The organism is Leptolyngbya sp. GB1-A1, from assembly GCF_039962475.1.
Taxonomy (GTDB): Bacteria; Cyanobacteriota; Cyanobacteriia; order Elainellales; family Elainellaceae; genus Leptolyngbya_A.
In genome coordinates this window covers 58,161-80,496 of the sequence record NZ_JAMPLI010000024.1, presented here as the reverse complement: position 1 = coordinate 80,496, position 22,336 = coordinate 58,161, and the positions used below count along the sequence as shown (strand labels likewise).

The 22,336-nt window shown below is 51.7% G+C and carries 21 protein-coding genes and 1 pseudogene; 9 read left to right on the top strand and 13 right to left on the bottom strand.

The window, feature by feature from the left end:
• Window positions 1–72: 72 nt before the first annotated feature.
• Entirely contained in the window at window positions 73–927 is an 855-nt protein-coding gene (locus NDI45_RS20030; protein WP_348248432.1) for a Ycf66 family protein, read from the bottom strand.
• A 439-nt stretch (window positions 928–1,366) separates the two neighbouring features.
• Window positions 1,367–1,486 carry a photosystem II reaction center X protein gene (locus NDI45_RS20025; protein ID WP_190794329.1) on the bottom strand — a complete coding sequence of 40 codons (120 nt, stop codon included), beginning with the start codon at window positions 1,484–1,486 and terminating at the stop codon, window positions 1,367–1,369.
• A 224-nt stretch (window positions 1,487–1,710) separates the two neighbouring features.
• On the opposite strand from NDI45_RS20025, the gene NDI45_RS20020 reads away from it, so the two are divergent.
• A complete protein-coding gene (locus NDI45_RS20020; RefSeq protein WP_348248431.1) occupies window positions 1,711–2,004 on the top strand; it encodes a YggT family protein in 294 nt (97 codons plus the stop codon).
• A gap of 37 nt (window positions 2,005–2,041) precedes the next feature.
• On the opposite strand, the gene NDI45_RS20015 is transcribed toward NDI45_RS20020, so the two are convergent.
• The 4 genes from NDI45_RS20015 to NDI45_RS20000 all read right to left on the bottom strand — a co-directional run bounded on the left by NDI45_RS20015 (window position 2,042) and on the right by NDI45_RS20000 (window position 6,118).
• The gene (locus NDI45_RS20015; RefSeq protein ID WP_348248430.1) at window positions 2,042–2,974 is read right to left on the bottom strand and encodes an Npun_R2821/Npun_R2822 family protein; all 933 of its coding nucleotides are present in this window, start codon (window positions 2,972–2,974) and stop codon (window positions 2,042–2,044) included.
• A 35-nt stretch (window positions 2,975–3,009) separates the two neighbouring features.
• Window positions 3,010–4,014, bottom strand: coding sequence for an Npun_R2821/Npun_R2822 family protein (locus NDI45_RS20010; RefSeq protein ID WP_348248441.1), 1,005 nt, complete (start codon window positions 4,012–4,014; stop codon window positions 3,010–3,012).
• A gap of 20 nt (window positions 4,015–4,034) precedes the next feature.
• Window positions 4,035–5,009, bottom strand: coding sequence for a glycosyltransferase family 10 (locus NDI45_RS20005; RefSeq protein WP_190794332.1), 975 nt, complete (start codon window positions 5,007–5,009; stop codon window positions 4,035–4,037).
• Window positions 5,010–5,074: 65 nt separating this feature from the next.
• Window positions 5,075–6,118, bottom strand: a complete 1,044-nt coding sequence (locus NDI45_RS20000) for a succinate dehydrogenase/fumarate reductase iron-sulfur subunit (protein ID WP_348248440.1) — start codon at window positions 6,116–6,118, stop codon at window positions 5,075–5,077.
• Between the two features lie 613 nt (window positions 6,119–6,731).
• Here NDI45_RS20000 and NDI45_RS19995 point away from each other — a divergent pair.
• Window positions 6,732–7,127 (top strand): AbrB family transcriptional regulator, encoded by a 396-nt coding sequence (locus NDI45_RS19995; RefSeq protein WP_190794333.1) that lies wholly within the window; start codon window positions 6,732–6,734, stop codon window positions 7,125–7,127.
• A gap of 116 nt (window positions 7,128–7,243) precedes the next feature.
• Complete coding sequence (locus tag NDI45_RS19990; protein WP_348248429.1) at window positions 7,244–8,137, top strand: CPBP family intramembrane glutamic endopeptidase; 894 nt, start codon at window positions 7,244–7,246, stop codon at window positions 8,135–8,137.
• Here the strand turns inward: NDI45_RS19990 and cbiE are convergent.
• A complete protein-coding gene (gene cbiE, locus NDI45_RS19985) occupies window positions 8,120–9,379 on the bottom strand; it encodes a precorrin-6y C5,15-methyltransferase (decarboxylating) subunit CbiE (RefSeq protein ID WP_348248428.1) in 1,260 nt (419 codons plus the stop codon). The two genes, NDI45_RS19990 and cbiE, sit on opposite strands and share 18 nt — an antisense overlap.
• Before the next feature lie 27 nt (window positions 9,380–9,406).
• Window positions 9,407–10,141, bottom strand: coding sequence for a phycocyanobilin:ferredoxin oxidoreductase (locus tag NDI45_RS19980; protein ID WP_348248427.1), 735 nt, complete (start codon window positions 10,139–10,141; stop codon window positions 9,407–9,409).
• Between the two features lie 299 nt (window positions 10,142–10,440).
• Here NDI45_RS19980 and NDI45_RS19975 point away from each other — a divergent pair, with 299 nt between their 5' ends.
• On the top strand, window positions 10,441–11,241 hold the full coding sequence (locus NDI45_RS19975) for a serine/threonine-protein kinase (RefSeq protein WP_348248426.1): 801 nt from the start codon (window positions 10,441–10,443) through the stop codon (window positions 11,239–11,241).
• A gap of 102 nt (window positions 11,242–11,343) precedes the next feature.
• On the top strand, window positions 11,344–11,520 hold the full coding sequence (gene tatA, locus NDI45_RS19970) for a twin-arginine translocase TatA/TatE family subunit (RefSeq protein WP_190794338.1): 177 nt from the start codon (window positions 11,344–11,346) through the stop codon (window positions 11,518–11,520).
• A 211-nt stretch (window positions 11,521–11,731) separates the two neighbouring features.
• Here tatA and cphA read toward each other — a convergent pair whose 3' ends face one another.
• Together cphA and NDI45_RS19960 are read right to left on the bottom strand one after the other, a co-directional pair.
• Window positions 11,732–14,446 carry a cyanophycin synthetase gene (gene cphA / locus NDI45_RS19965; RefSeq protein ID WP_190794339.1) on the bottom strand — a complete coding sequence of 905 codons (2,715 nt, stop codon included), beginning with the start codon at window positions 14,444–14,446 and terminating at the stop codon, window positions 11,732–11,734.
• Between the two features lie 337 nt (window positions 14,447–14,783).
• Entirely contained in the window at window positions 14,784–15,638 is an 855-nt protein-coding gene (locus tag NDI45_RS19960; protein ID WP_348248439.1) for a cyanophycinase, read from the bottom strand.
• A gap of 478 nt (window positions 15,639–16,116) precedes the next feature.
• Between NDI45_RS19960 and NDI45_RS19955 the strand changes: the two genes are divergently transcribed.
• From NDI45_RS19955 to NDI45_RS19945, 3 genes are all read left to right on the top strand, one after another.
• On the top strand, window positions 16,117–16,995 hold the full coding sequence (locus NDI45_RS19955; protein ID WP_348248425.1) for a 4-hydroxybenzoate solanesyltransferase: 879 nt from the start codon (window positions 16,117–16,119) through the stop codon (window positions 16,993–16,995).
• 162 nt (window positions 16,996–17,157) lie between these two features.
• A complete protein-coding gene (locus NDI45_RS19950; protein WP_348248424.1) occupies window positions 17,158–17,817 on the top strand; it encodes a phosphoribosyltransferase in 660 nt (219 codons plus the stop codon).
• A gap of 244 nt (window positions 17,818–18,061) precedes the next feature.
• Window positions 18,062–18,403, top strand: a complete 342-nt coding sequence (locus NDI45_RS19945; RefSeq protein WP_190794137.1) for an antibiotic biosynthesis monooxygenase — start codon at window positions 18,062–18,064, stop codon at window positions 18,401–18,403.
• A 39-nt stretch (window positions 18,404–18,442) separates the two neighbouring features.
• Here NDI45_RS19945 and hpsP read toward each other — a convergent pair whose 3' ends face one another.
• Window positions 18,443–19,606, bottom strand: a complete 1,164-nt coding sequence (hpsP, locus tag NDI45_RS19940) for a hormogonium polysaccharide biosynthesis glycosyltransferase HpsP (protein ID WP_190794138.1) — start codon at window positions 19,604–19,606, stop codon at window positions 18,443–18,445.
• 128 nt (window positions 19,607–19,734) lie between these two features.
• Here hpsP and NDI45_RS19935 point away from each other — a divergent pair, with 128 nt between their 5' ends.
• Window positions 19,735–20,082, top strand: coding sequence for a PRC-barrel domain-containing protein (locus NDI45_RS19935; RefSeq protein ID WP_348248423.1), 348 nt, complete (start codon window positions 19,735–19,737; stop codon window positions 20,080–20,082).
• Window positions 20,083–20,085: 3 nt separating this feature from the next.
• Here NDI45_RS19935 and hpsO read toward each other — a convergent pair whose 3' ends face one another.
• Both hpsO and hpsN read right to left on the bottom strand, forming a co-directional pair.
• Window positions 20,086–21,255 (bottom strand): hormogonium polysaccharide biosynthesis glycosyltransferase HpsO, encoded by a 1,170-nt coding sequence (gene hpsO, locus NDI45_RS19930; RefSeq protein ID WP_348248438.1) that lies wholly within the window; start codon window positions 21,253–21,255, stop codon window positions 20,086–20,088.
• A 21-nt stretch (window positions 21,256–21,276) separates the two neighbouring features.
• Window positions 21,277–22,242, bottom strand: a pseudogene (hpsN, locus tag NDI45_RS19925) (hormogonium polysaccharide biosynthesis glycosyltransferase HpsN); the annotation flags it as partial.
• Window positions 22,243–22,336: the final 94 nt, after the last annotated feature.

Sequence of the window (22,336 nt, the reverse complement as noted above, 5' to 3'; positions counted from 1 at the left end):
TGAATTCCTTCAGATTTCCACCCCCACTGATAAATGATTTGGGAATAATTCGGTTTTTAGAAAGGTAAAGGCTTAAGGCTCATCAGGATAATCAACAGGTTGATAATCTACGTAATCCGAAGAGACATCTGAGGTCGATCGAATCGATTCAGAACTGCGACGACGTGGCGAAGCACTCGAATTCGATCGGGGGCGACGAGAACGGGGCGACTCATCCGTATTATTGGTGCTGGAATTATAGGTGCTGGAGCTATAGCTGCCGCTTGAGCCATAGTCGCTGTCGTAGCTGGGCGGCTCTACGTTCCGGCTATCTGTATTCCGTCTGCGCGTTGAGGAGCTGTCAAAATCATCATCCCAATCTCGGTTTGTCTGCGATCGATCGGGAGGCAATGGTCGGGCAGCCCGACGACGAGAGCGATCGTCTGCGACATAGCGCTGCGAAGCTGTTCCCCCTGTAGGGTAATCGGAGGTGCGACTCCGGCGGCGATCGTCTGCATAGTCGTCATATTCGTTTCTGGAATCCCGGCTGCCCCGAATCCGACGCGAAGGACTGACTCGGCTACGTTCGTCGATCGGCGTGAGATCATCCAGTTCAGCCCGATAAACTCGGCTTACTGGACGCTCTTCATCCACAACCGGAGTCGATCGCTTTGCCTGCTCTGTGGCAATGCCGCGCAGACGAACTGCCTCGATCGCAAACCAACCGGCTGCCCCGGTCGAGAGAAACTGGGCAAACTGCAAAATCGGATCAAGCCGCCAGCCCTGAAAGAAGAGAATGCCGCCGCAAAGCAGGGCAATGGCTGCAAAGAAAATATCCTGGTCGCGGGCTAAGGCAGGTCGCATCGTCCGCAGAAAGTATAGTCCGGCTCCTGCAAGAATCAGCGCGATGCCAAGGACGCTAGGCAAGCCGAATCCGACGTTTACCATTTCAGTTCTCCGATGTTATGTCCCTATCTTAGCGACTGTAAATGTAGAATCCGCAACTGCAATCCGGCAAAAGGCATTGCTTTATTGTTCAACCCGATTCGCATACACACGATGCTGAAACAGAATGCTGAAATAAAAATGCCGTAATCTAGCCGTAATCTAAATGACGTGATGCTTAAAAGCCCCGGAATCGCATCATGGACAGACGAGCGCTGCCGTCAATGCCACCTCCGAGGCTAATCTAAACGAGGATTGAGGGTCTCAAGCGTTGAGAATGGGAATGAAACGGGCGAAGTTTCAAGCCAGATTTATCCTAGCGCAGATAGGAGAGCTTCCCTACCGCAGAAGTACAGATACTGCAGAAGTAGAGAGTAAAAGTACAGTACTTTAGACCACAGCACTTAGACGAGAACCTAGACTAGAACGCTAGACCACAACACTACTGACGCTGAATCTTATCTCTTTGGCTAATAAAAACAAGTCCAACCACGATCGGAATGACAACAATGACTACGCCAGCCAGGAGGCTGTAAAGGAAGTTTGCGAGAGAGGGTGTCATAGGGGTTTATCCGTTAAGAATAAGGCTACTGAATTAAATATCTTATCGGTCTGTTTCCCATTTGAGAAGAGTGGCACGATCGCCAATTGCAGGAAAGCGTTGGCAGAATTCAACCAAAAGCAAAGCTGACAGCTCAAAATTCATGCTTGGGGACGGTTAAAATATGAGTAGAAAGTTACGAAGCTTAAAAAAAATTGCCGCTCATTTCGTGCTGAGAACTGTCTATGACTGCTACCACGATCGCTACCTGGGTTCTTTCACCACTGCTGGGTCTGCTGATCCTGCTGTTTATTTTCCGCATTGTGTTGACTTGGTATCCGCAGGTTGACCTGGCTAAGTTTCCCTTCAGTATCATCACCCTGATTACAGAGCCACTGCTGATCCCGCTTCGCAAGCTGATTCCGCCGATGGGAGGCGTTGATATTACGCCTATTCTCTGGGTTGGCATCTTTAGCTTGCTGCGAGAGCTGTTCCTGGGACAGCAAGGCATTTTAACGATGATGAATCGCGGAATTTAGGGTGTAAAGCGCAGGATAGCTCTATTTGTTAACCACTCTATTTGTTAACCAATTGTCCCAGTTTCCGCAGCATTCGCTGAACCGGGCTGGTTTGACTGGTAGGGTGAGCTGAGTATTTTTCATGCAGGGCAGCTTCATCGATCGCTTCATTGAGATAGCGGTAGTGCTTCCAGATTTCCCAGTAGGGGCATCCTGGCTGAATCTTAATCCCTGCCCAGTGAAGAAACTGCAGCGATCGCCTCGTTTGTGGATCAAAAAGCTGATAGTTCTTAGAAATAAAATGGGGGCTGCCTGCCCAGTTACCGGGCATGGGTTCATCGTGGTGAGCAAGGTTCAGGCGACGTGAAATTTGCTTTAGCACCAGGTAGTTGAGAATTGGCTGGTCGGAGACCTTGCCGGAGAAATCAAAGTATTCTGGATGAGCAGCACACTCAGCACAGAGCGCGTAAAGGTCTGTTTCAGGCAGTAAATATTTTTTTGCTGCCCAGAATCCGCTATTAAACACGTCTTGCAGCTCGGTTGGGCTAAAGATTCTCTGTTGCTGGACGATTGGTGAAAAGATGTTTTGAATTCCTGAGCGATGCTGGTAGTCGGCGCAGAGGAAGTCATAGCGATCAAAATTGTGCAGCACGTCGATGATTTTCTCAAACACCACAATATCGGTATCGATATAGAGAAATTCGTCGAAGGGTCCGAGCCAGCAGGCCTGCTTTCGCAGCTTATTAGGCTTGTCAAAAAATCGATCGCCAAAAATTTGATGCAGCCGCTGGGAGCAGCGTTCCAGCAGATTGAGATCGGGGAAAAGCTGCACCTGATGCCGTGCCAAAGCCGCCGCTACCTGATGGTAGTTTTCGTCGTAGGGAATCAGAACGATCGGCGTGTCTGGATCATGCAGTCTTAGACTATTCAGCAGTGCGATCGACTGATCGAGCACGCGATCGTTGGCGACGATATAAATGCCGCGATTCATAGTAGAAGTCCTCAGTGAATGGCTTGGCGAATGGTTTAGCGCGTCAGTTGCAGTTTTCGGAAAACCCGCTGCATTAAGCCCGGAGGTTGATTGTACAAGCGAGGCTTACCAGTCAGAATCGGACGCTGTTCCGGCTGGTGCAGATAGCGATAGTGCAGAAAAAGATCACGGTAGGGAAACTTGATATTTTCGCCGCGACAGACACGGTTGAATAAAACCGAAGACAGACCGATGTAGTGCAGGTAAGTCAGGCGATTGGCGCGGTCGTACAAAAGCGGGTCTCCCCCCGCAGTTTCTTCGATGAAATGGGGTGAAGTGACACAACAGCCTGTTCGCTGAGCGATCGGCAGCGTCAACGCTAGATTATTGACTGCAAGCTTTGCCTTCATCACCATGTAATTGAGAATCGTCTGATCAGGAGCCATGGGGTATAGCACCGAGGCATCGCCCGATTGCAGTTCGCTCAGCAGCCAATGCAGCATTTCCGGGCTGAAGACGTTTCGTTTGGATGCATAGAAGCCGGAGCAGAAAATTTCCTGCAAGCGATCTGGGTCAAACAGCAGGGCAAGTTGAGGCGCCGCCAGATCATACACATGGCTGGGATCAGTGTACTGGAAGTCATAGACGACCCAATCCGATCGATCGAGCTGAGCAAGGATGTCGTCTAGCGGACTGAGCAGCAGTGTATCTGCATCCATGTAGACAAAGCGATCGAAGGGTCCATCAAAGGAACAGAATCGCCGATGGGTTCCAATGCGGTGATAGTAGTTCGGATCAGGATTGTTCCAGCAGTGGCGAGCGGTAGGGTGAGCGTCCCAGATCTCGCGCACATAGCTGTCCCATTTGGCAATGATTGCCTGGTCTTGAAAGAGCTGTACGTTCGGACGCCGATCGATTTCTGCCGCGATCTGCTCGACCTGATCATCGTAAGGAAACACACAAACGGGCATTTCTGCGCCCATCATGGCTTCAATGCTGTTAAGTAGGGCAATGAGCTGTTCGTAGACGCGATCGTTTGCCAGAGTACAAATGCCGCTTATCGTGCCGTTTATAGTGGCGTTCATGAGTCATTCAGGGGATAGGAATCGACGAAATCAGATAGCCAATTGAGAAGGTTGAGCTTGTGTAGAATCACCTGCCGCGCTTCGGCAATGGCTGATTTTGCGGCATACCAGGCTTCTGGCGATCGAATCACCTCCTGAATATAGGCAATTCCCTTTTCATCGAGGCTCGGCAACCGCAGAAAACTTCCGGGCGGCAATAGGCGATCGGCGGCAGTGCCTCCGTAGTAAATGGGCAGACACCAAGCGAGCAGAGCGTCCCACAGTTTTTCGCTGGCATACCAGCCGTTCTCAGCATAGTTTTCGATCGCCAGGTTGTAATAGTAGGGAGCCATCGCGTGCCATTTATTGGATAATTCGCCCATTGCCTGAGCTTCCGGCGGCAGATTGCGACCGTAGATGTCAACCTGACCGGGGGCGATCGTTTGCAGGTCGTGTAGGAATGCCAGCCGTTTGCGGTGATTTTCGGTGCGATTGATGCCGGAAGTGATCCAGCTACAGGTGCGTGGCTTGGCGGGAGGGGGCATCTGATCGAGTTCACGGAAAGAGTTCGTGTGATACCAGATCGCAGGCATATAGTCTGGTGTAGGAGCCGCCTCGTCGGGAGCCGAGACATAGCCGCAGGTAGACTTCGCCGCCTCATAATTAAGCTGAAGTTGGGACAGTGTTTCTGTCAGGGGCGGTTCGCGGATCAGGGAAATTAGACGAGACGGAGGCAGGGAACGGCGATCGGCATCGGTCAGACTGACGGTTTCGATGCAGCTAGTCGATCGCTGCCAGGGAAAACGTTGCGGTTTCGCCGCTTTGCGGTAAAAGTCGAACTGATACAGCAGCAGAAAGTCAGGACGGGGCGCATTCTTCAGGATTTGGATGTTGCGCCAAACGCCAAATGGCTCTGGGGTTTGATGCCAGAGCCAATCGCTTTGTTTGATATTTTGGTAAGACGATAGCATTCCAATCGTGCATCTGCCCATAAACGAAGAATTTCCGGCTGAACTTCGCTTATCGTTCCCGCAGTTTGGCAGGATGCAACAGGGCGTTAGACCAGTTCAGATTCTTCGATCGCCTGAACTGCTTCGATCAGCGATCGGATTTCGGTTACGCCTTCAGATGGCTCAAAGCCAAGAGGAAACTTGCCGCGTGCCAGCATTCGTAGTCCCAGCGGTCCCAGACTCAGAATGCCTCGCCAGTCACGGAGGGAATTGCCCACGACTCGTATGCCAAATTTGCGCTCGTCAATCCAGCCGCCTTCTTTCACCAGCTCCACCAGCACTTTGCGATGGCGCACCGGGCGACCCGCTTGATCATCCTGGCGATCGAGGATTTCCTGTTTAATTTTGCCGATTTGATCCATTGGAGCGACTTCCATTGGACAAACCGAGTTGCAGTAATAGCAGCGTGTGCAGCCCCATGCGCCCTTTGTGCCTTCGCTGTATTGCTCGATTCGCTCCTCGGTGCGGCTGTCTCTAGAATCTGCTAAGGTCCGGTATGCCTTCGCCAGGGCATGGGGTCCAACAAATTCAGGATTGACCTCACGCGCATTGCATTCGGAATAGCAGGCTCCGCACAGAATGCAGTTGCCCACCTGATTGAGCCGATCGCGCTCTTCTGGCGTTTGCAAAAATTCTCGCTCTGGAACTGCCCGCGCCTCGGTGCTGACGTAGGGATCGACTGCTTGCAGGTTATCCCAGAAACTCTTCATATCCACCACCAGATCTTTGACTACGGGCATATTGCCCATCGGGGCGATCGTGAAGACCGGAATCTCTGAAGTTGAGCTATGCGATAAGCCATTACCTTCAGGATGTTCAGCATGACTGGCGGCAATTGCCTGAAGTCGCGCCGCCTCGCTGCCCACGTTCTCTTTGCAGGCAAGCGCAGAACGTCCGTTAATCCGCATTGAGCAGCTTCCACAAATGGTATTGCGGCAATTTTTGCGGAATGCCAGTGTGCCATCCTGCTCCCATTTGATTCGATTTAAGCAGTCCAAAATTGTGTTTCCCGGCTCGACATCCAGCTCATAGGTTTGGATCTGCGGGAGACTATCAGAGGTTTGCCGAACTACTTTAAAAATAACTTGCATATAAATATCGATCGAATTCGCCATCCACTCTCCCAGTCTAAGCCGTTTTTTTCAGTTGTTGGGTATTGCTGCAGGATTCCAGGTGATTCGTTTGCTGCGATTCCTACTGCCACAAATTCGGCAAGAAAAAAGTAGGCTTTGGTTGAGAATAACAAAGTTTTTTAACTGAGGCTTGTACTGCAACCTCTGTTGAGTCTTTGAGTGGGATTTGTTGCCGCTGAGGGCGATCGTGAGCAATAAACTCTAAAAAACGTATTGTGAAGACCGATTGTCGATCGGGATGACCGGAACAATCAGACGGCAAACAGAATAATCCTGATAGGGTCGAAGTCCTTTGCTTTCGCTATTGATTAACAGAGCGATTCATTGCGCCTGAGTTGCCAAAGCAAATATTTTTAACGATCTCTTCAATTCAGGTTTAGAGCAAATAAAGCTTCAGTCAATCCTGGAATTTGAAGCGACAATGCGAACCAGTTTTTCCTGAGAGATTGATGATCCGACGGGGGAATTTTAGCGTTATATTCGTTATAGATGAAGGTAAATTACCTTCGCAGATAGCAGATTTGGTAGCAGGTTTCTGCCCTGGAAATTGCAAGGAAGTTTGGGAAGAGCAATGAACGATATTTCACCGACCCCCCTAACCGGAAAAGCCCTACTTCAAAAAGTAAAAGAACTTTCACACTTGCCCCGTCGGGAAAAGGCAAAACGATGCGGCTACTACACGGTCGGCAGAAATAGCCAAACGCGGGTCAATCTGGCTGATTTTTTTGAGGCTTTGCTGGAAGCGAAAGGAACCACGCTCGATGCAGAAGGCACAAAAGATGGACGCGGTCGAGAGCCAACTTATCGTGTGAGTGTGCATAAAAATGGTCAGATCGTGATTGGCTCGACCTATACGGAAAAGATGGGATTGAAGCCTGGGGACGAGTTTGAAATCAAGCTAGGCTATAAGCACATTCATCTGATTCAGGTAAGCAGTGCAGACGAAGATTCTGAGGATGAGGAATAAAGAGGAGTAACTCAGTAAGACGATCGATTACCCCCGGCGGGAACTGCTTCGCATCGGCTTAGGAGAAACTCTTTTTGTGGTTCGTCCCCGATTTCAAATCTTTGTCTGAAACGTCCTTGATTCTATCCCTTAATAGCTGCTTGCTCTTAGCTCAATCCTTTTGGCTCAATGCGATCGCAGTTTTGCGAGTATTGGTGTTTTTTGTGCTTTGGCTAGTTTGCTGGCTGCCGATCGCCCTCCCGATCGCCAAAGCTGTGAAATGGCGATTTCCTCAGCCCATTTCTCCAGCTCAAAAACTGCCGCTGCTTGCCTCGCTTTATGCGTTAGCTCCACTTGTTTTGTGGGGAATTGTTGCGCTTGAAGGAAAAGGATTTAAAGATTATGGCTTGCCCTGGCAGAGCGATTTGCTGCGATCGTTTGGCGGAGGATTAGCGTTTGGTAGTCTAGGCTTGCTCAGCCTGTTTCTGCTGGAGTGGCGATTGGGCTGGGTAAAACGGCAACTGCCTCCCACTGAGTCTTCATTAGCAACAGAATCAACGGAAACGATTACGGCTCAATCTCCCGTTCCAGTTCTCCCGACCCTGCTCACCACCTTGCTGATTGGAACCTGGATTAGCCTGACCGAGGAACTCATTTTTCGCGGATTTCTGCTGACGACGCTGCAAAGTGATTTTGTGCCTTGGGTCGCAGCAACGATTGCCAGCTTAATTTTCGCCGTGCTGCATCTTGTCTGGGAAGGCAAAGAGAACCTGCCCCAGCTCCCTGGACTCTTTTTGATGGGACTGGTGCTAGTGCTGGCGCGATCGGTCGATCGGGGCAACCTGGGGCTTGCCTGGGGACTCCATGCGGGCTGGATTTGGGTCATGGCAAGCCTGGACACGCTGGGAGCGATTCACTATCAAGGCCGGGTCGGTGAATGGGTGACGGGCATTGGCAATAAACCGCTGGCAGGTGCGATGGGGCTGCTATTCCTGCTGGCGACAGGCGGAATTTTAGGCTTGGCGTTCTAGCGTCAGTAGCGTGACAGGATTAAGCGGTGTGAATCGGGTCAGGTCTGCGACGGGAGTCGATCGCGCCAGATTGATTTGCAGCAGTCGATGATTCCAGTCTGTTTGCTCCTGAAGCCACAACAGTGATCGGGTCAGATTTTCCAGCGTTGCCATTGCCAGCACGATCGTTCCATTGGGGGCAAGCCGTTGACTGGACTGATGCAAAATTTCTGCAAGTTGACCGCTGCTACCACCAATGAACACGCGATCGGGCGCGGGTAGTTCTTCCAGCCGATCGGGGGCTTTGGCATGAACGGGAATGACTTTAACGCCAAATCGGGCTGCGTTTTGCTCGATCAGACTAATTCCGGCGGCAGTTTGCTCGATCGCATAAACCTGACTATCGGGATAAAGCCGCGCCATTTCGATCGCAACGGAGCCTGTGCCTGCACCAATATCCCAAATGACGGAACGCTTAGACGGAGGCAGACTCAATTCTCCCAGGATGAGGATTCTGACTTCACGCTTGGTCATCAATCCCGGACGATCGGAAAAGCTGAGAAACAGATGATCCGGCAGTCCGAAAGCAGGCAGGGTTGCCAGATCCGGCGAGTCAGCCTCAGACGATCGATGCAGAATCACTACATTTAAAGGGGCAAACGACCGATCGTGCAGTTCTTCAGGTGAAAAGCAGTTGACCTGTTCATCCGTCCCGCCCAGATTTTCACATACCCAGACTTGGTAGGCGAGCGGTAAATCAAGCCCCTGTACATGCCGCGCAATCGCAGCAGGCGTATTCGTGGAATCGGTGAGCACGGCGATCGTTTCAGTTCCCTGTTGCAGCACCCGCGTCAACTCCTCTAACGAGCGACCGTGGGCACTAATTAGCGCAGCCCCCTGCCAAGGCAGTTTCACCCGACTAAAGGCAAGCTGAACCGAACTGAGATGGGGATGAAACGTGAGGCGATCGGGCGGTAATTCTGCTAGCAGCAGCCGACCCAAGCCAAAAAAGAGCGGATCGCCAGAAGTTAAAACAACCGTGCCGGATTCCTCCTGCGGGTTTAAATTCTGATTTAATCGATCGCGAATCGCTTGAATTGCCGTACGAAAATCACCTAACACGAGGCGATCGGCAGGATGATCCGCAAAATAATCGAGATGACGAGCACTGCCAACCAGCAGCGTGGCACGATCGACCACTTGACGTACCGATTCCGCCAGCCCAGATGTGCCATCCAGACCAATTCCAACAACGTGAATCATTGAATTGTCTCAGAGCATTCTCTTGGGTCAAACGATCGGCATATCAAACAGCACCGTGGTCATGTATCGCTCTGCCCAGGCTTCTCCAAAGGCTTTTTCCAAGACGCGGCGGGTTTTGTCGTTTTGCTGCTGCTGGGTGCAGTAATGGCGTTGTCCTGCCAGAATTTCGTCGCGGCGATCGGGGGTGGGCTGCGTTGCGGTTGCCTGCTGACAGTGAATTTTGAGGAAGTCTGTCACCCGTGCAAGAAACTGCGCTTCTTCGGCTTCATTGACCGGACGAATCAGCAAACAGAACTCAGAAAAAATCGTGCCCCACTCCGGCAAACCGCGAGACTGAGAAAACTCAAGCGTCGGTAGAGCAGCGAGATTGGTTCGATAGGTTTTCGGCAGCGATCGATTGGTTCCCACCGGCGACAGATCGGCGATCGCCATGCTGATTTGTCCCCGTCCGCTCACCAAGTCGCAGCCAAACAGTGGCAGGGCGTATTCCGGGCGCGGAAACATAACGCAGTGCAAAATATCGAGCGAGTTACCGATTTTTGCTAGTTCCATGTGCAGCTTCCGAAACTGCGGCGTTTGATAGCAGCGATTCTCGATCGTCAGCTTTTCACCTTCTAGTCGTCCCTCCACATAGCCTAAATCTTCGGGCAAATGATAGGGCGACAAATCCAGAAATTGCTGCCAGGTTGAATCGATCGCATCGGCAAGATGACGAATAAGCGAATGCTGCTGCTCACGGATTGAAACGGCGGAGGAAGACATAAAAGATTGCAGGTTGTATTAATACATGAATTCAAAAATGAACCCCTTCGGGCGGCTTTCAAACGCCAATTTCTCAGCATATCGCAGAAGCGATTTATCCCCCTGAATTGATATGAATTTACAACAGAGTGCATTTCCTCACAGAAGATTCTTCCAGCTCCAAAGCAGGATTCGATCGCGGCGGCAGCATCCTCGATCGCCCTACAGCAAATCAGTCAATTAAACCAGGCAATTAGGCATGCTCTAAATTAAGAGTATATTCAGAGAAATTGCACTTACAGCCAGGATCAGGGAATGCTATGCCGGATCAGATTCTAGGCGACCGATACAAAGTCGAACAGCAGCTAGGCGAAAAATCGGGGCGACGGACACTGCTCGCGCAGGATTTGCAGACCCAAACTCCTGTAATTCTGAAGCTGATTGCTCGGGATGCAGAGGGGCTGAGCAGCGATCTGACTCTGTTTCAGCATGAAATTGAGGTACTGAAGACTCTGAACCATCCGGCAACCTCGCGCTATTTCGGTTCCTTCGAAATTGAGTTACCTGAAGAAGGAAAAGCCTTTGTGCTGGTGCGGAACTACGTCGAAGGAACCTCGCTTTTTCAATATCTTCAGCAGGGCATCCGCCTGACCGAAGCCGAAGCGCAGCAGCTTGGAAAAGCAGTTTTGGAGATTTTGTGCGATCTGCATCAGCATCAGCCGCCCATTATTCATCGCGGTATCAACCCCAGTAATATTCTGCTGGCTAGCCCGCCGCAGACAATGATCGATCGCGTTTCTCTGGTCGATTTTGGCTTGATTAAATCACTTAGTCCCTACGATGAAACAACGGCGAGTATGGTAGGAACCGATGGCTATACGCCGCCTGAGCAAATGGGCAGAAGGGCAGTGCAAGCCTCTGACTTATACAGTCTGGGAATCACCCTGATCACGGCAATGACCAGTATCGACCCGGTTGAACTGCCGCGAAACGGGATGCGAATTGATATTGCGAAAGTATTAAGTGGTCATCCCAAATTCCTAGAGTGGCTCCAGAACATGACCGCACCCGAACTGAGCGATCGATTTCCTGCCGCAGAAGCCGCCCTTGCTGCCCTCTAGCCGATAGCCTGAGCAAATGCCGATTTTCTGCCAATCTGACCCAATCTAACAAGGGGCATCAAGCCCTATAGTGATGGAAAGGACTCGTAACGAGGTAACTTCATGTTCGGTTTAGGTTGGCCCGAAGTGGGCATTATTGCGATCGCCGCCGTTTTAATTTTTGGACCTAAGAAAATTCCTGAATTGGGCAGTGCCTTAGGGAAAACGCTGCGTGGCTTTAAGGAAGAAGTGAAAAAGCCGTCGGAGGAGACTGAAATTCAGGATCTCGATGCGGAATAAGTTCGCCTTTCCTGAGAAAACGAACCCGATTAAAACAATTCAAGACACCAAAAAACGGATGGGATGATTCCTACCCGTTGCGGTCGCTTTATTTTCTACACTTAGTTTCCTGCGAAGCAAAGAAAGGGAAAAGATTTAGAAAGTCTGAGGTAAGTTGCAAGGCGATTGAGATTTCCCTAAATCTCCCTTCTCAAAGGAGTGTCTAGACGTGCTATTGCTTGTTGACTGCAGACTGAACATAGGTTGCCGAAATTGGCGTAGTGACGATCGAACTGGGCACTGCTGGAGCAGATTGCTTTGGAACCGTCATTTCTGCCTGGGGATGACGACTTTGAATCAGGTTGATGGCACGACTGACACTTTCCGGCAGAATCACCACCAGCGCACCGTCGGTCGCCTGACTCAAGGCAGTTTCTAGTGCCTCTGATTCTTTCAGAATGATGTTGTAGGGAACTGACCGCCCTGCGGACTGAATTCCCTGCACGATCAGGGCTGCCACTTCACCCTCCGATCGTCCCCGGCGATCCTCATCTTCTTTAACAATAATGCGATCGAACATTCCGGCAGAAAGTTTGCCTAGCAGAACGAAGTCTTCATTGCGACGATCGCCTGGTGCACCCACGACTCCAACTTTTTCGCCTGACCAGTTGCGAACAAAGCCACCCAACGCCTCGTAGCTGTGGGGATTGTGGGCATAGTCCACCATTGCATGAAACTTGCCCAGATTAAAGAGGTTCATTCGTCCGGGGGTTTGGCTTGCCGATGCCTTGAAGCTGAGCAGAGCTGCCCGCAGGTGCTCGATCCGAATGCCGTGAGCAAATGCCGCTAAACTTGCCGCGAGTGCATTGGCAATCATGAACGGCGCACGTCCGCCCATTGTTAGCGGCACATTCACCGCCTGCTCGATTCGCAGCGTCCAGTCACCCTTCAAAATCGACAGATAGCCGTTTTCATAAACTGCCGCCAAGCCACCCTGCTGCGTGTGCGTTTGAATCAGCTCGTTATCAGGATTCATCGAGAAATAGGCAACCTGTGCCTTTACCCGCGCCGCCATTTCCGCCACCCGCGGATCATCTGCGTTTAGAATCGCGTATCCATTGGGACGGGCAGTTTCTGGCAGCACGCTCTTGAGATGTGCCAGGTCGCCTACAGTTTCGATATCACCAATGCCCAGGTGATCGGCTGCTACATTCAGCACGACTGCAATATCACACTCGCTAAAGCCCAGGCCCGATCGCAGCATCCCGCCCCGCGCCGTTTCCAGCACTGCCACCTCAACCGTGGGATCTTGCAAAATCACCTGGGCACTTTGCGGTCCCGTGGTGTCGCCCTGCTCAACCAGATAATCGCCGATGTAAATGCCGTCGGTTGTCGTATAACCCACCATCTGCCCGGTTTGCCGCACGATATGGGCCAGTAATCGAGTCGTGGTCGTTTTGCCGTTTGTACCCGTGACTGCCAGAATCGGAATCCGAGAAGGGGTTCCCGGCGGAAACAGCATATCCAGCACAGGCTCAGCCACATTGCGCGGAATTCCCTCACTGGGGCAGAAGTGCATCCGAAAACCGGGAGCTGCATTCACTTCGACAATCACGCCATCCATTTCGCGCAGCGGACGGGAGATATCCGACGTAACTACATCGATTCCGGCAATATCCAGCCCGATAATTTTGGCAACGCGCTGAGCAATCCAGACGTTTTCGGGGTGGATTTCATCGGTCCGATCGATCGCAATGCCGCCTGTACTCAAGTTTGCCGTTGCTCGCAAATAGCAGATTTCGTTTCCAGGCAAGACTGTATCCAGATCATAGCCCTGTCGCTCTAGCAGTTCCCAGGAGGTGCGATCAAGTTCGATGCGGGTCAGGATGTTGTCGTGCCCCACGCCGCGCCGGGGATCGCGATTGGTTGCTTCGATCAGTTCGGCGATCGTCGATTGACCGTCTCCTACTACGTGTGCCGGAACCCGCTCCGCAACTGCGACAACTCTGCCATTCACCACCAGGACTCGATGGTCACGCCCGACATAGTACCGCTCCACAATCACGCCTTTGGCAACCGCTTTAGCAGCGTCATAGGCTTCTTCCGCCAACTGCCAGTCCGTAATGTTGATCGTAATACCGCGCCCGTGGTTGCCGTCTAGAGGCTTGATCACGATCGGGAAGCCGCCCACATCCTCGATCGCCTGCTCCAGCTCATCCAGATAGTAAATTACCGTACCGCGAGGGACAGGCACCCCCGCATCGCGCAAAATCTGCTTTGTGCCTTCCTTATCGGACGCTAGCTCAACGCCCAAAATTCCAGTCTGGCTGCTGAGGGTTGCCTGAATTCGCTTTTGGTGCGCCCCGTAACCAAACTGAATCATGGCTCTCGTATTAAGCGACAGCCAAGGAATACCTCTTGCCTCGGCTTCTCGCACAATATTTTCCGTACTGGGACCGAGAGAAGCCTGAGTCGCAAAATCACGCAGGTCGGCGATATCCTGTTCCAGCTCTTCTTGCGGATAATGCCCGCTGCTGATAATGCTTTGACAGAGCCGTAGGGCTGCCCTTGCTGCATAGCGACCCGCCTGCTCATCGACATATTCAAACACGACCTGGTACACCCCTGGTGTTGCTGTTTCGCGGGTGCGTCCAAAGCCAACAGGCATGCATGCAAGCGTCTGCAATTCCAGGGCGATGTGCTCAATGATATGCCCCATCATTGTGCCTTCCTGCACCCGGCTTAAAAAGCCACCGCGACAGCCTGGAGAACAAAAATGCTCGACCAGACTGGGTAAAGCGGCAACCAAGCCTTCATAAAATCCAGGAATTTGATTCGATGGAGTTTCTGCCAGCTCCTCAAGATCAAGACGGACAACAATGAGCTTTTTATAACGAATACTCCAGTAGTTAGGACCGCGAAGCGTCTGGGTTTTGAGGATCTTCATAACTGGCTGATGTCAATAAAATTTGGGGCGGGTGATGCAGATCTAGTCTTGTGCCTTAAGGAGCGGTAAAATGTCCACGCTGAACATTTTGATTGATCTAGCTGGTCTATCTAGCTGGTCTATTTAATGGATTAACAAGATTCAGTTTTAATCAGCAGTGTAACGATTTAATGTTGTCTTTATCACAAGATATTTTTCAAGCTACCTTGAATACGCTTTAAATTCACTCCTTCGGGGGTTGCATTCCAATCTTTATTAGTTCCCAAAGATTGTCTTTGGATGTAGAAGAACAAGGGTAAAAAGCTCTGCAACCTGCCCGATCGCGTTTACAAGTCCTCTAGCGACCTGAGGAGACAACCTGCCGCTTGTAGATATCAAATCGATCACCGTGCGTGAGAATGTGGAGCCGCAGATTATGAATACTAATTGGCTCTGTATCAGTCACATGGGCATAGTTTGTGTGGGATACCTGGCCCGGATCAACCACTGTAACGGCTCCCTTACCAATTACCTGAAAAACGCCATCCTGTTCAAACATGGCGCAGGTGTCTTCATCGATGCCAATACCAAGCTTGTCAGTGTGGGCAGCAACGGCACTCAGGAGCCGTCCCATGCGATTGCGGTTATGAAAGTGCTGATCGACCAGAACTTCTGGAATAATGCCCAGCCCGATCGTCATATCAACCAGGGAGTGATTGGGCGATTCACCACTGCCGCCACCTGCGATCATCTGCTGCCCCATGACTGCCGCGCCTGCACTGGTTCCGGCAAGGGTAATTTCGCCGAGCTGTGCCCGCATTCGCACCCGCTCCATAATTAGCGTGTCTGACAGCAGTTCACAAAGGCGAAGCTGGTCGCCGCCCGTCATGAAAACACCCGTACAGTCCTCAACGTATGCCTGCCAGCTTGGATTGGCTGCGTTGTCTCGATCGCGAATGTCAATCACCTCGATCGCCTTGGCACCCATTTCCTCAAAAATTTCGTGATAGCGACTGCCGATCGCCGCTGGCTCTCGCGACGCACACGGAATAATCGCAATCTTGGCATTCGCGCCGCCAGAGCGTTGAAAAAACGTTTGCAGGATTTGTCGTCCGTGAATCTTGTCTTCTGCTCCGCCAATCACCATCACGGCGGTTGTGTTCTTCGACTGAGGCATCCTTGGTCGCAGGAGTTGAGGGTTTAATTGCAGCATCTTATCGCTTCTGGACATCCAGTAGGTCAATCGATCCAGTAAGTTGACGAACGAGATGCTGGGCTGATTCATCCGGGTTGACTGCTCATTTAAACCAGCTCTGGATTCGAGCTTTAGCTTCCAGAGGCGATAGGCGACAATTCGCTAAATGATTTTTAAACGGTCGGATACAAACGCTTTGAATGCTCTCAATCAAAAAACTACTGGGCTGGGCGAACAATATTTTAATTTAGTATTTCACATTCTTGAACAAATCACTGGCATCCCCAATGGCTTTTATCGAAACTCTCAATCGCACTCTATTACCGCTTTCCTGATTAGCAGCGGCTTAAGCCGAAGCTTGCCTACGCTAGAAGTTCACAGGCCCATGACACAGACCTATGACAAACTTATAGTTACAGCACAATTATTGAGATTCTTTAAGAAAATGCTTGAGGAATCATCGCTGTGCTCTGAACCGCTCCCCTACCATCCAGCCATGCTCACCCAACCCACCCCCGAACCTACCTGGCTCACGATCGCCCGTCTCCTGCGCTGGGACAAACCCACCGGACGCCTAATTTTGATGATTCCTGCGCTGTGGGCAGTGGTGCTGGCAGCCCAGGGAAAACCTCCTCTGCTGCTGCTAGCAGTGATTGTCATTGGTTCTCTGGCAACCAGTGCGGCAGGCTGTGTGGTGAATGACCTCTGGGATCGGGACATCGACCCGCAGGTGAACCGGACGCGTAATCGTCCCCTGGCATCCCGTGCTCTTTCGCTGAATACCGGAATTGGGGTGGCGATCGTCTCTTTTGCCTGTGCCTGGGGTGCCGCGGCTTACCTGAATCGGTTTAGCTTCTGGCTGTGCGTGGCGGCGATCCCGGTGATCGTGTTGTATCCCCTGACAAAACGAGTTTTTCCGGTGCCGCAGTTGGTGCTGTCGCTGGCGTGGGGATTTGCGGTGCTGATTAGCTGGAGTGCCGTGACTGCAAGTTTGCAGCCTGTTACCTGGCTTCTTTGGGCGGCAACCGTTCTTTGGACCCTCGGTTTCGACACCGTTTATGCCCTTGCCGATCGCGAAGACGACGAACGCATTGGGGTGAACTCCAGTGCCCGCTTTTTTGGAAAATATGCGCCGCTTGCGATCGGGCTATTTTTTGCTGGCACTGCGGTCTGTTTGGCGGCTCTAGGATTTTTGCTGAATCTGAATTTTGGGTTTTGGGTGAGTCTGGCGATCGGCTGTGGGGGGTGGTTCTGGCATTACTGGCAGTTGCGTCAGCCGTCGATCGATCCCAGTGTTTATGGTCAGATTTTTCGGCAGAATGTCTGGTTGGGGTTTGTGCTGCTGGCGGGAATGGAGTTGGGAATTTTGAGGTAGAGCGGTGGATAAGTGGATGGGTAGAGGGGGAATGAGTGAGGGTTTGACTTTGAGAGTTTGACTTTAAAGAATCGCGAATCTGGCGGTTGCTTCCTAAGTGGGCGAGTTAGCCTTTAAAGCAGAGAGAGCGGTAAATTGACTCAGCGATAGGAGGAGGCTTCGATGAGGCAGCCATTTCAGGATCGCAGAGAGGCCGGACAGCAGCTTGCTACCCAGCTTACAGACTATGCAGATCGCCTGGATGTGATTGTGCTGGGGTTGCCGAGAGGTGGCGTTCCAATCGCCTATGAGATTTCGGCTACGCTGCACGTCCCGCTCGATGTTTGCTTGGTGCGGAAGCTTGGGGTTCCCGGACAGAAAGAGTTGGCAATGGGGGCAATTGCTCCTGGAGATGTCATGGTCTTGAATCGGGACGTGATTCGCTCGCTGCAGATTACTCAAGCCGCTTTAGATACTGTGACCGCTGAGGAACAGCAGGAATTAAACCGTCGCGATCGAGCTTATCGGGGCGATCGAGCCTTTCCTGATCTGCGGAAGCACACTGTGATTCTGGTCGATGACGGGATTGCGACAGGTTCGACCATTCGCGCTGCTATTGCTACGATTCGGGCGGCTGAGGCTCAAGCAATTGTGGTGGCTGTACCGATCGCACCCGCTGAGGTTGTAAAAAGTTTGGCGGCGATCGTTGATCGGGTAGTTTGTCTCTTAATGCCAGAGCCGCTTCATTCGATCGGGCAGTGGTACGAGAATTTTGATCAGACTTCGGATGAGGAAGTGCGGGATTTGTTGAGGCGGGGGAACGCGGTTTCCTCAGCGGGGTGAGGGAGTTGGGGGATGGAAGAGATGGGGGGATGAGGCAGGAAGGGAGAATTTTTGAAAGTAGTTGAAAGTATTTTTATTGAGTGTCTTCTGATTCGAAATAAAGGTTAAAGGATGCCCGATCGCTCCAATGAAGTGCGTTAGACTACAGCAGATCATAAAAGTGAAGCTCCTGTAAGAGTTCTTACTTCTACACAGAACCCTACAGGTCTTTTCAAGTTTGGCGTAATAGAAATTAGGTAAACCTATGTCAGAATTTCAAGATTTTTTGAAGCGAAGATTTGCCTACGTTGCGATTGGCGAATTTAAACCCGGTAAATTTGACGAAGCCTGTAGCCTCTATGAAGAGGCAGTTTCAACCTACGGACAAGGATTTGAAGGAACATTCTTGTTGCAGGAGCCGGGAACCGATCGCGGCATTTCAATTATTTTCTGGGATAGCCCTGCTGATATGGAAGCGAATCGATCGCAAGAGCATGAAGCAATTCTCAAAAAGATGAAGCCGCTATTTGCAAAACCACCAGAGGTCACTTTTTATGAAGTGGTTTGTGATGTGCAGCCATCGGAGAATGGGAGAGTGGAAGCGTAGCAGGAGAGGAGTGGATAGGTTAATGGATGGAGGAGAGGTTTAAGCCAGCGTGACGGCTTGAGTGTATGCCTTGATCAGCCGATCGCCGATCGCTTTCCATTCATAAGTTGTCTGAGCATGGGCTTGAGCATTTTGTCCGCGCCGCTGCCGTTCTGTCTGATTTTGAAGAGCTGATCGCAGTTGATCAGTCAGGCTGGAAACTTCGCAGGTGGCAATCCAGCCGGACTCGCTTTGCTGAATCTCTTGCCAGATGTGAACGCGATCGGAGATAACGACGGGAACGCCTGCTGCCATTGCTTCGGCGACGGCGATGCCAAAGTTTTCGTAATAAGAAGGCAGCACAAATAAATCTGCCGATCGCAGCAGTGCCCACTTTGCCGGACCGGAGACAAAGCCGCTTAGGGTGATTCGGGAGGCAAGGCAGGAAGTTTGAAAGCGATCGAGAATTGATTTTTCGTAGTCTGGGTCTTGTGGGTTGGTTCCGGCGATCGTCAGGTGAAACGGAATTTCTTCGGCAGCAAGCTGTTCTAAAGCAGGCAGCAGGAGCTCTAAGCCTTTTTTGCGATCGATCCGCGACAGAAACAGGAGATGAGGCACAGTTGATTGGGTGATGGGTGGCAGGGCGGACGGCAAATCAACGCCGAGGGGAATTACCCAGTCGCGAGTGACGGCTCCAAACCGCTCAGAAATTTTTGCTTCTTGAGTGCTGGTAAAGTGAACGGCGGCGGCATGGCTCAGGTTAGGGCGTTCGAGCAGCGTGCCATAAAGCTGTTTTAGCCAGCGTTTTTTCTGAAGATCAGCTGGGTCGAGCGTGCCCAAAGGACGCATTACATAAGGAAGTTTTTTGAGCCGGGCGATCGTTGCAGCCGCCGTGCTGACAGGAGAAAACAAGGCGTGAATGTGCGCCAGGTCAAACTCCTGGGCATGGTCTGCTAGCCAGTGCAGCAGGTCAACCGAAAACTTGTAGCGGCGAAACGGGGCACAGGGAAAGTAAAGAATGCGGTAGCCGTCTTGAAAAACGGGTTTTCCGAGGGGAACATCTAAAGCAGGCTGACCGCGATCGCCATTTGCAGCCGTAGTGAGAATCGTTACTTCTACGCCCTGCATTGCCAACGCTTTTGCCAGTCCCAGTACCATCTGGCTCGGACCGCCGTAAACCAGCGAGAGAGCAGGCACGATCTGAAGAATTCTGAGAGAAGACATGGCTGGTACAGGGGAGAAGTGAATAAATTTTTAAGACTTCTGAGTTAATGCTTGTGAGGGAGGTGAAACGCCGGGGTTGTAATTAGCGTAGAGATAGCAATCAAAAGAACTCAATTACTCGCGTCATCATGGTTCCCGTAGAAATAATCGACTTTGGCAGCCGCAAACGTCAGCAGTTTCATGGATATGACCTGCGTGGGGCAGAGATTTTTTCGGATTTAGTGGCAGGCGTAATGAGCCACACCACGCACGAGAGAATTGGGCGGGTTCGCGATGTCTTGTGCAGCCACGATGGTCGTCCGCAGTATGTAGTGGTTGACCTGGAACTGGCAGGCTGGGGGCGCATTGTGCTGCTGCCTGCAAGACGAGCTTACATTCATCCCCATTCGCGGAAACTGTTTGCATCAGGACTGACCAGAGCACAGGTCGAACAAATGCCGGAATACCGGATTGAGTTTGTTGAATCTTATAATTAGCGGCTATTCCAGTTGCCGATAGAACGCAAGCTGCTGTTTTGCGAGCGCCAGATTGGTGTAGTGCAACATCGCCCGATCGTATCCCTTCTGAGCCAGCGATCGCGTCAGTTCCGGTTGAGCCATGAGCTGCGTTAACCGATCGCGCAGTGCCACAGCATCGCCTTCGGGAAACGTCAGTCCGCTATCGTCGATTACATAAGGAATTTCGCCAGAGTCGGAGCCGATCACCGGAACCCGACAAGCCATTGCCTCGATCAAAACGTGCCCGAACTGCTCTTTCCAACCTGCGGAAGTCAGAGTCTTAAAATCTTGCGAAGTTTCTGAGGGCAAAACCAGCGTGTGCATGAGATTGAGATAGTTTGAGATCTCGGCATGGGGAACGCTTTCAACCCAGATCAAGCGATCGGCAATTCCCGCTTTTTGAGCCTTTTCCTGAAGCGTCGGTCGCAGGTCTCCCCGTCCCACCAGTAGCCATTTCCAGTTAAATTCGGGGTGAATTTCCGCTAGCGCATCGCACAGGGTCAGCAGTCCTTTTTCCGGAACAAACCGCCCTACGTAGCCCACCACAAACTGATCGGGCTGAATGCCGAGCTGGGCTGCAAGTTGGTGCTGGGGCTGGGGACAAAATCGCGCTTCGTCTACCCCAAGCTGAGGCATCACCTGAATTTTGCCCTCATAGCCGTGGTGCCGTAGAATTTCCGCACCGTCCTGATTTCCCGAAATAATGCCGCTGGTATAGCGCAAATTAAACTGCTCTAGCCACGATACCGGGGGTTTTAACTTGTAGGGCAAATTCCACCAGGTAAAAAACAGCAGTTTGGCGTTGAGCTTCAGCAGCCGATTCAGCACAATGAGCTGGGCGTATGCAAGCGATCGCGACCCCTGCTCAACCTGAATCACCTGGGGACGAAACTGTTGCAGCAGCGTGACTAGCTCCGCACCAAAACAAAGCAATCCCTGATGGTTTTCGCTCCAGTTAGAAACGGGCACAACGCGAAACGATCCTTCCTGCCAACTGCGAGGTTCGATCGTTCCTTTTTGTACGCCTCCCGGTCGCCAGCGTTTTGGTACGACGACGACGACCTCGGTTCCCGGCTCTAGCTGTGCAAGCGATCGAAGTTTCTCGCAGTTGAGATCGACGATGTAGGTATGGCTCACCACCAGAATTCGCAGGGGTTTTGTTGGCGGATCGAGTTTGTCTTGTTGGGTGTAGACCTGACCCGCATCCCATAAACCGCGAACCTGAGTCATCAGCGCATCCAGCAAGCCGATGCCATAGAAAATTCCCCGCGTCAAAACCTTAATCGGAGAGCCGCTTTTGTAGCAGGGCGGATGCCCCAAAACGTGGCAGTCAAACAAACTTGCTGCCAAACGACAAGCCTGCCAGGGAGTGAGATTTTTTAATGCCATCAGGAAATGATTGTGATAGAAGCTGATTTGATACTGAAGCGATCGCGTGCTGATGTCATGACAGCCGCCTGATTCCTCGCCCAAATGAACGAGATGCGCGTCCGGGTCGTACCAAATGATCATTCCTGTTTTGCGAATGTGCAAACAAAAGTCCGATTCCTCTCGCACTGCACTGCCGCGAAACCGCTCATCAAACCAGATGTCGTGCTGCGTAAACAGCGTCCTGCGAAACGACATATTGCAGCCCCGCGCTGTCAACACCTGCTGCGGTTTGACCGTATGCACCAGGTCGATGTGATACCAGGCAATTCCCGCATCCATCGCTTCTGGCGGCAAATCTTCGATCGCATATCCCGGTTCTGTGCCTGCCAGCTTCATGCGATCGAATACTCGTCCTGCCACGGCTCCCACTTCTGGGCGGTCGTAGTTTCGGGCGTGGGCTGCCAGGAATCCGGGCGGCAACTGCACATCGTCATCCAGAAACAGCACAATCTCCCCGATCGATCGCCGCACGCCATAGTTTCGCGCCCCCGGCAAACTTGCCCAGTCCACCCGCAGCCAGCGTATTTTGCCGACCGCATCCATTTCCTGCAAATATGCCTCGGTGTCGGGCTGATGCTGTCGCGTTTGGTCCACGACCAGCACTTCAAAGTGAGGATAGTCCTGCTGAAGCACTGAGGCGATCGACTCACAGAGAATCGTTTCGCGTTCGTAGGTTGGAATAATGATTGAGATGAGAGGAAAAGACATGGAAGGAGATAGAAAGGGACAAAGGAAAATGAACGAGTTAAAGAATAGGACGGGGACAGTTTGGCGATTGGAATTCGGTTTGATTAGGGCAATT

Coding starts and splice junctions, on each gene's coding strand:
- NDI45_RS20030 (WP_348248432.1), bottom strand. CDS start 927: ATGGTAAACGTCGGATTCGGCTTGCCTAGCGTCCTTGGCATCGCGCTG.
- NDI45_RS20025 (WP_190794329.1), bottom strand. CDS start 1,486: ATGACACCCTCTCTCGCAAACTTCCTTTACAGCCTCCTGGCTGGCGTA.
- NDI45_RS20020 (WP_348248431.1), top strand. CDS start 1,711: ATGACTGCTACCACGATCGCTACCTGGGTTCTTTCACCACTGCTGGGT.
- NDI45_RS20015 (WP_348248430.1), bottom strand. CDS start 2,974: ATGAATCGCGGCATTTATATCGTCGCCAACGATCGCGTGCTCGATCAG.
- NDI45_RS20005 (WP_190794332.1), bottom strand. CDS start 5,009: ATGGGCAGATGCACGATTGGAATGCTATCGTCTTACCAAAATATCAAA.
- NDI45_RS20000 (WP_348248440.1), bottom strand. CDS start 6,118: ATGCAAGTTATTTTTAAAGTAGTTCGGCAAACCTCTGATAGTCTCCCG.
- NDI45_RS19995 (WP_190794333.1), top strand. CDS start 6,732: ATGAACGATATTTCACCGACCCCCCTAACCGGAAAAGCCCTACTTCAA.
- cbiE (WP_348248428.1), bottom strand. CDS start 9,379: ATGATTCACGTTGTTGGAATTGGTCTGGATGGCACATCTGGGCTGGCG.
- NDI45_RS19980 (WP_348248427.1), bottom strand. CDS start 10,141: ATGTCTTCCTCCGCCGTTTCAATCCGTGAGCAGCAGCATTCGCTTATT.
- NDI45_RS19975 (WP_348248426.1), top strand. CDS start 10,441: ATGCCGGATCAGATTCTAGGCGACCGATACAAAGTCGAACAGCAGCTA.
- tatA (WP_190794338.1), top strand. CDS start 11,344: ATGTTCGGTTTAGGTTGGCCCGAAGTGGGCATTATTGCGATCGCCGCC.
- cphA (WP_190794339.1), bottom strand. CDS start 14,446: ATGAAGATCCTCAAAACCCAGACGCTTCGCGGTCCTAACTACTGGAGT.
- NDI45_RS19960 (WP_348248439.1), bottom strand. CDS start 15,638: ATGCTGCAATTAAACCCTCAACTCCTGCGACCAAGGATGCCTCAGTCG.
- NDI45_RS19955 (WP_348248425.1), top strand. CDS start 16,117: ATGCTCACCCAACCCACCCCCGAACCTACCTGGCTCACGATCGCCCGT.
- NDI45_RS19950 (WP_348248424.1), top strand. CDS start 17,158: ATGAGGCAGCCATTTCAGGATCGCAGAGAGGCCGGACAGCAGCTTGCT.
- NDI45_RS19945 (WP_190794137.1), top strand. CDS start 18,062: ATGTCAGAATTTCAAGATTTTTTGAAGCGAAGATTTGCCTACGTTGCG.
- hpsP (WP_190794138.1), bottom strand. CDS start 19,606: ATGTCTTCTCTCAGAATTCTTCAGATCGTGCCTGCTCTCTCGCTGGTT.
- NDI45_RS19935 (WP_348248423.1), top strand. CDS start 19,735: ATGGTTCCCGTAGAAATAATCGACTTTGGCAGCCGCAAACGTCAGCAG.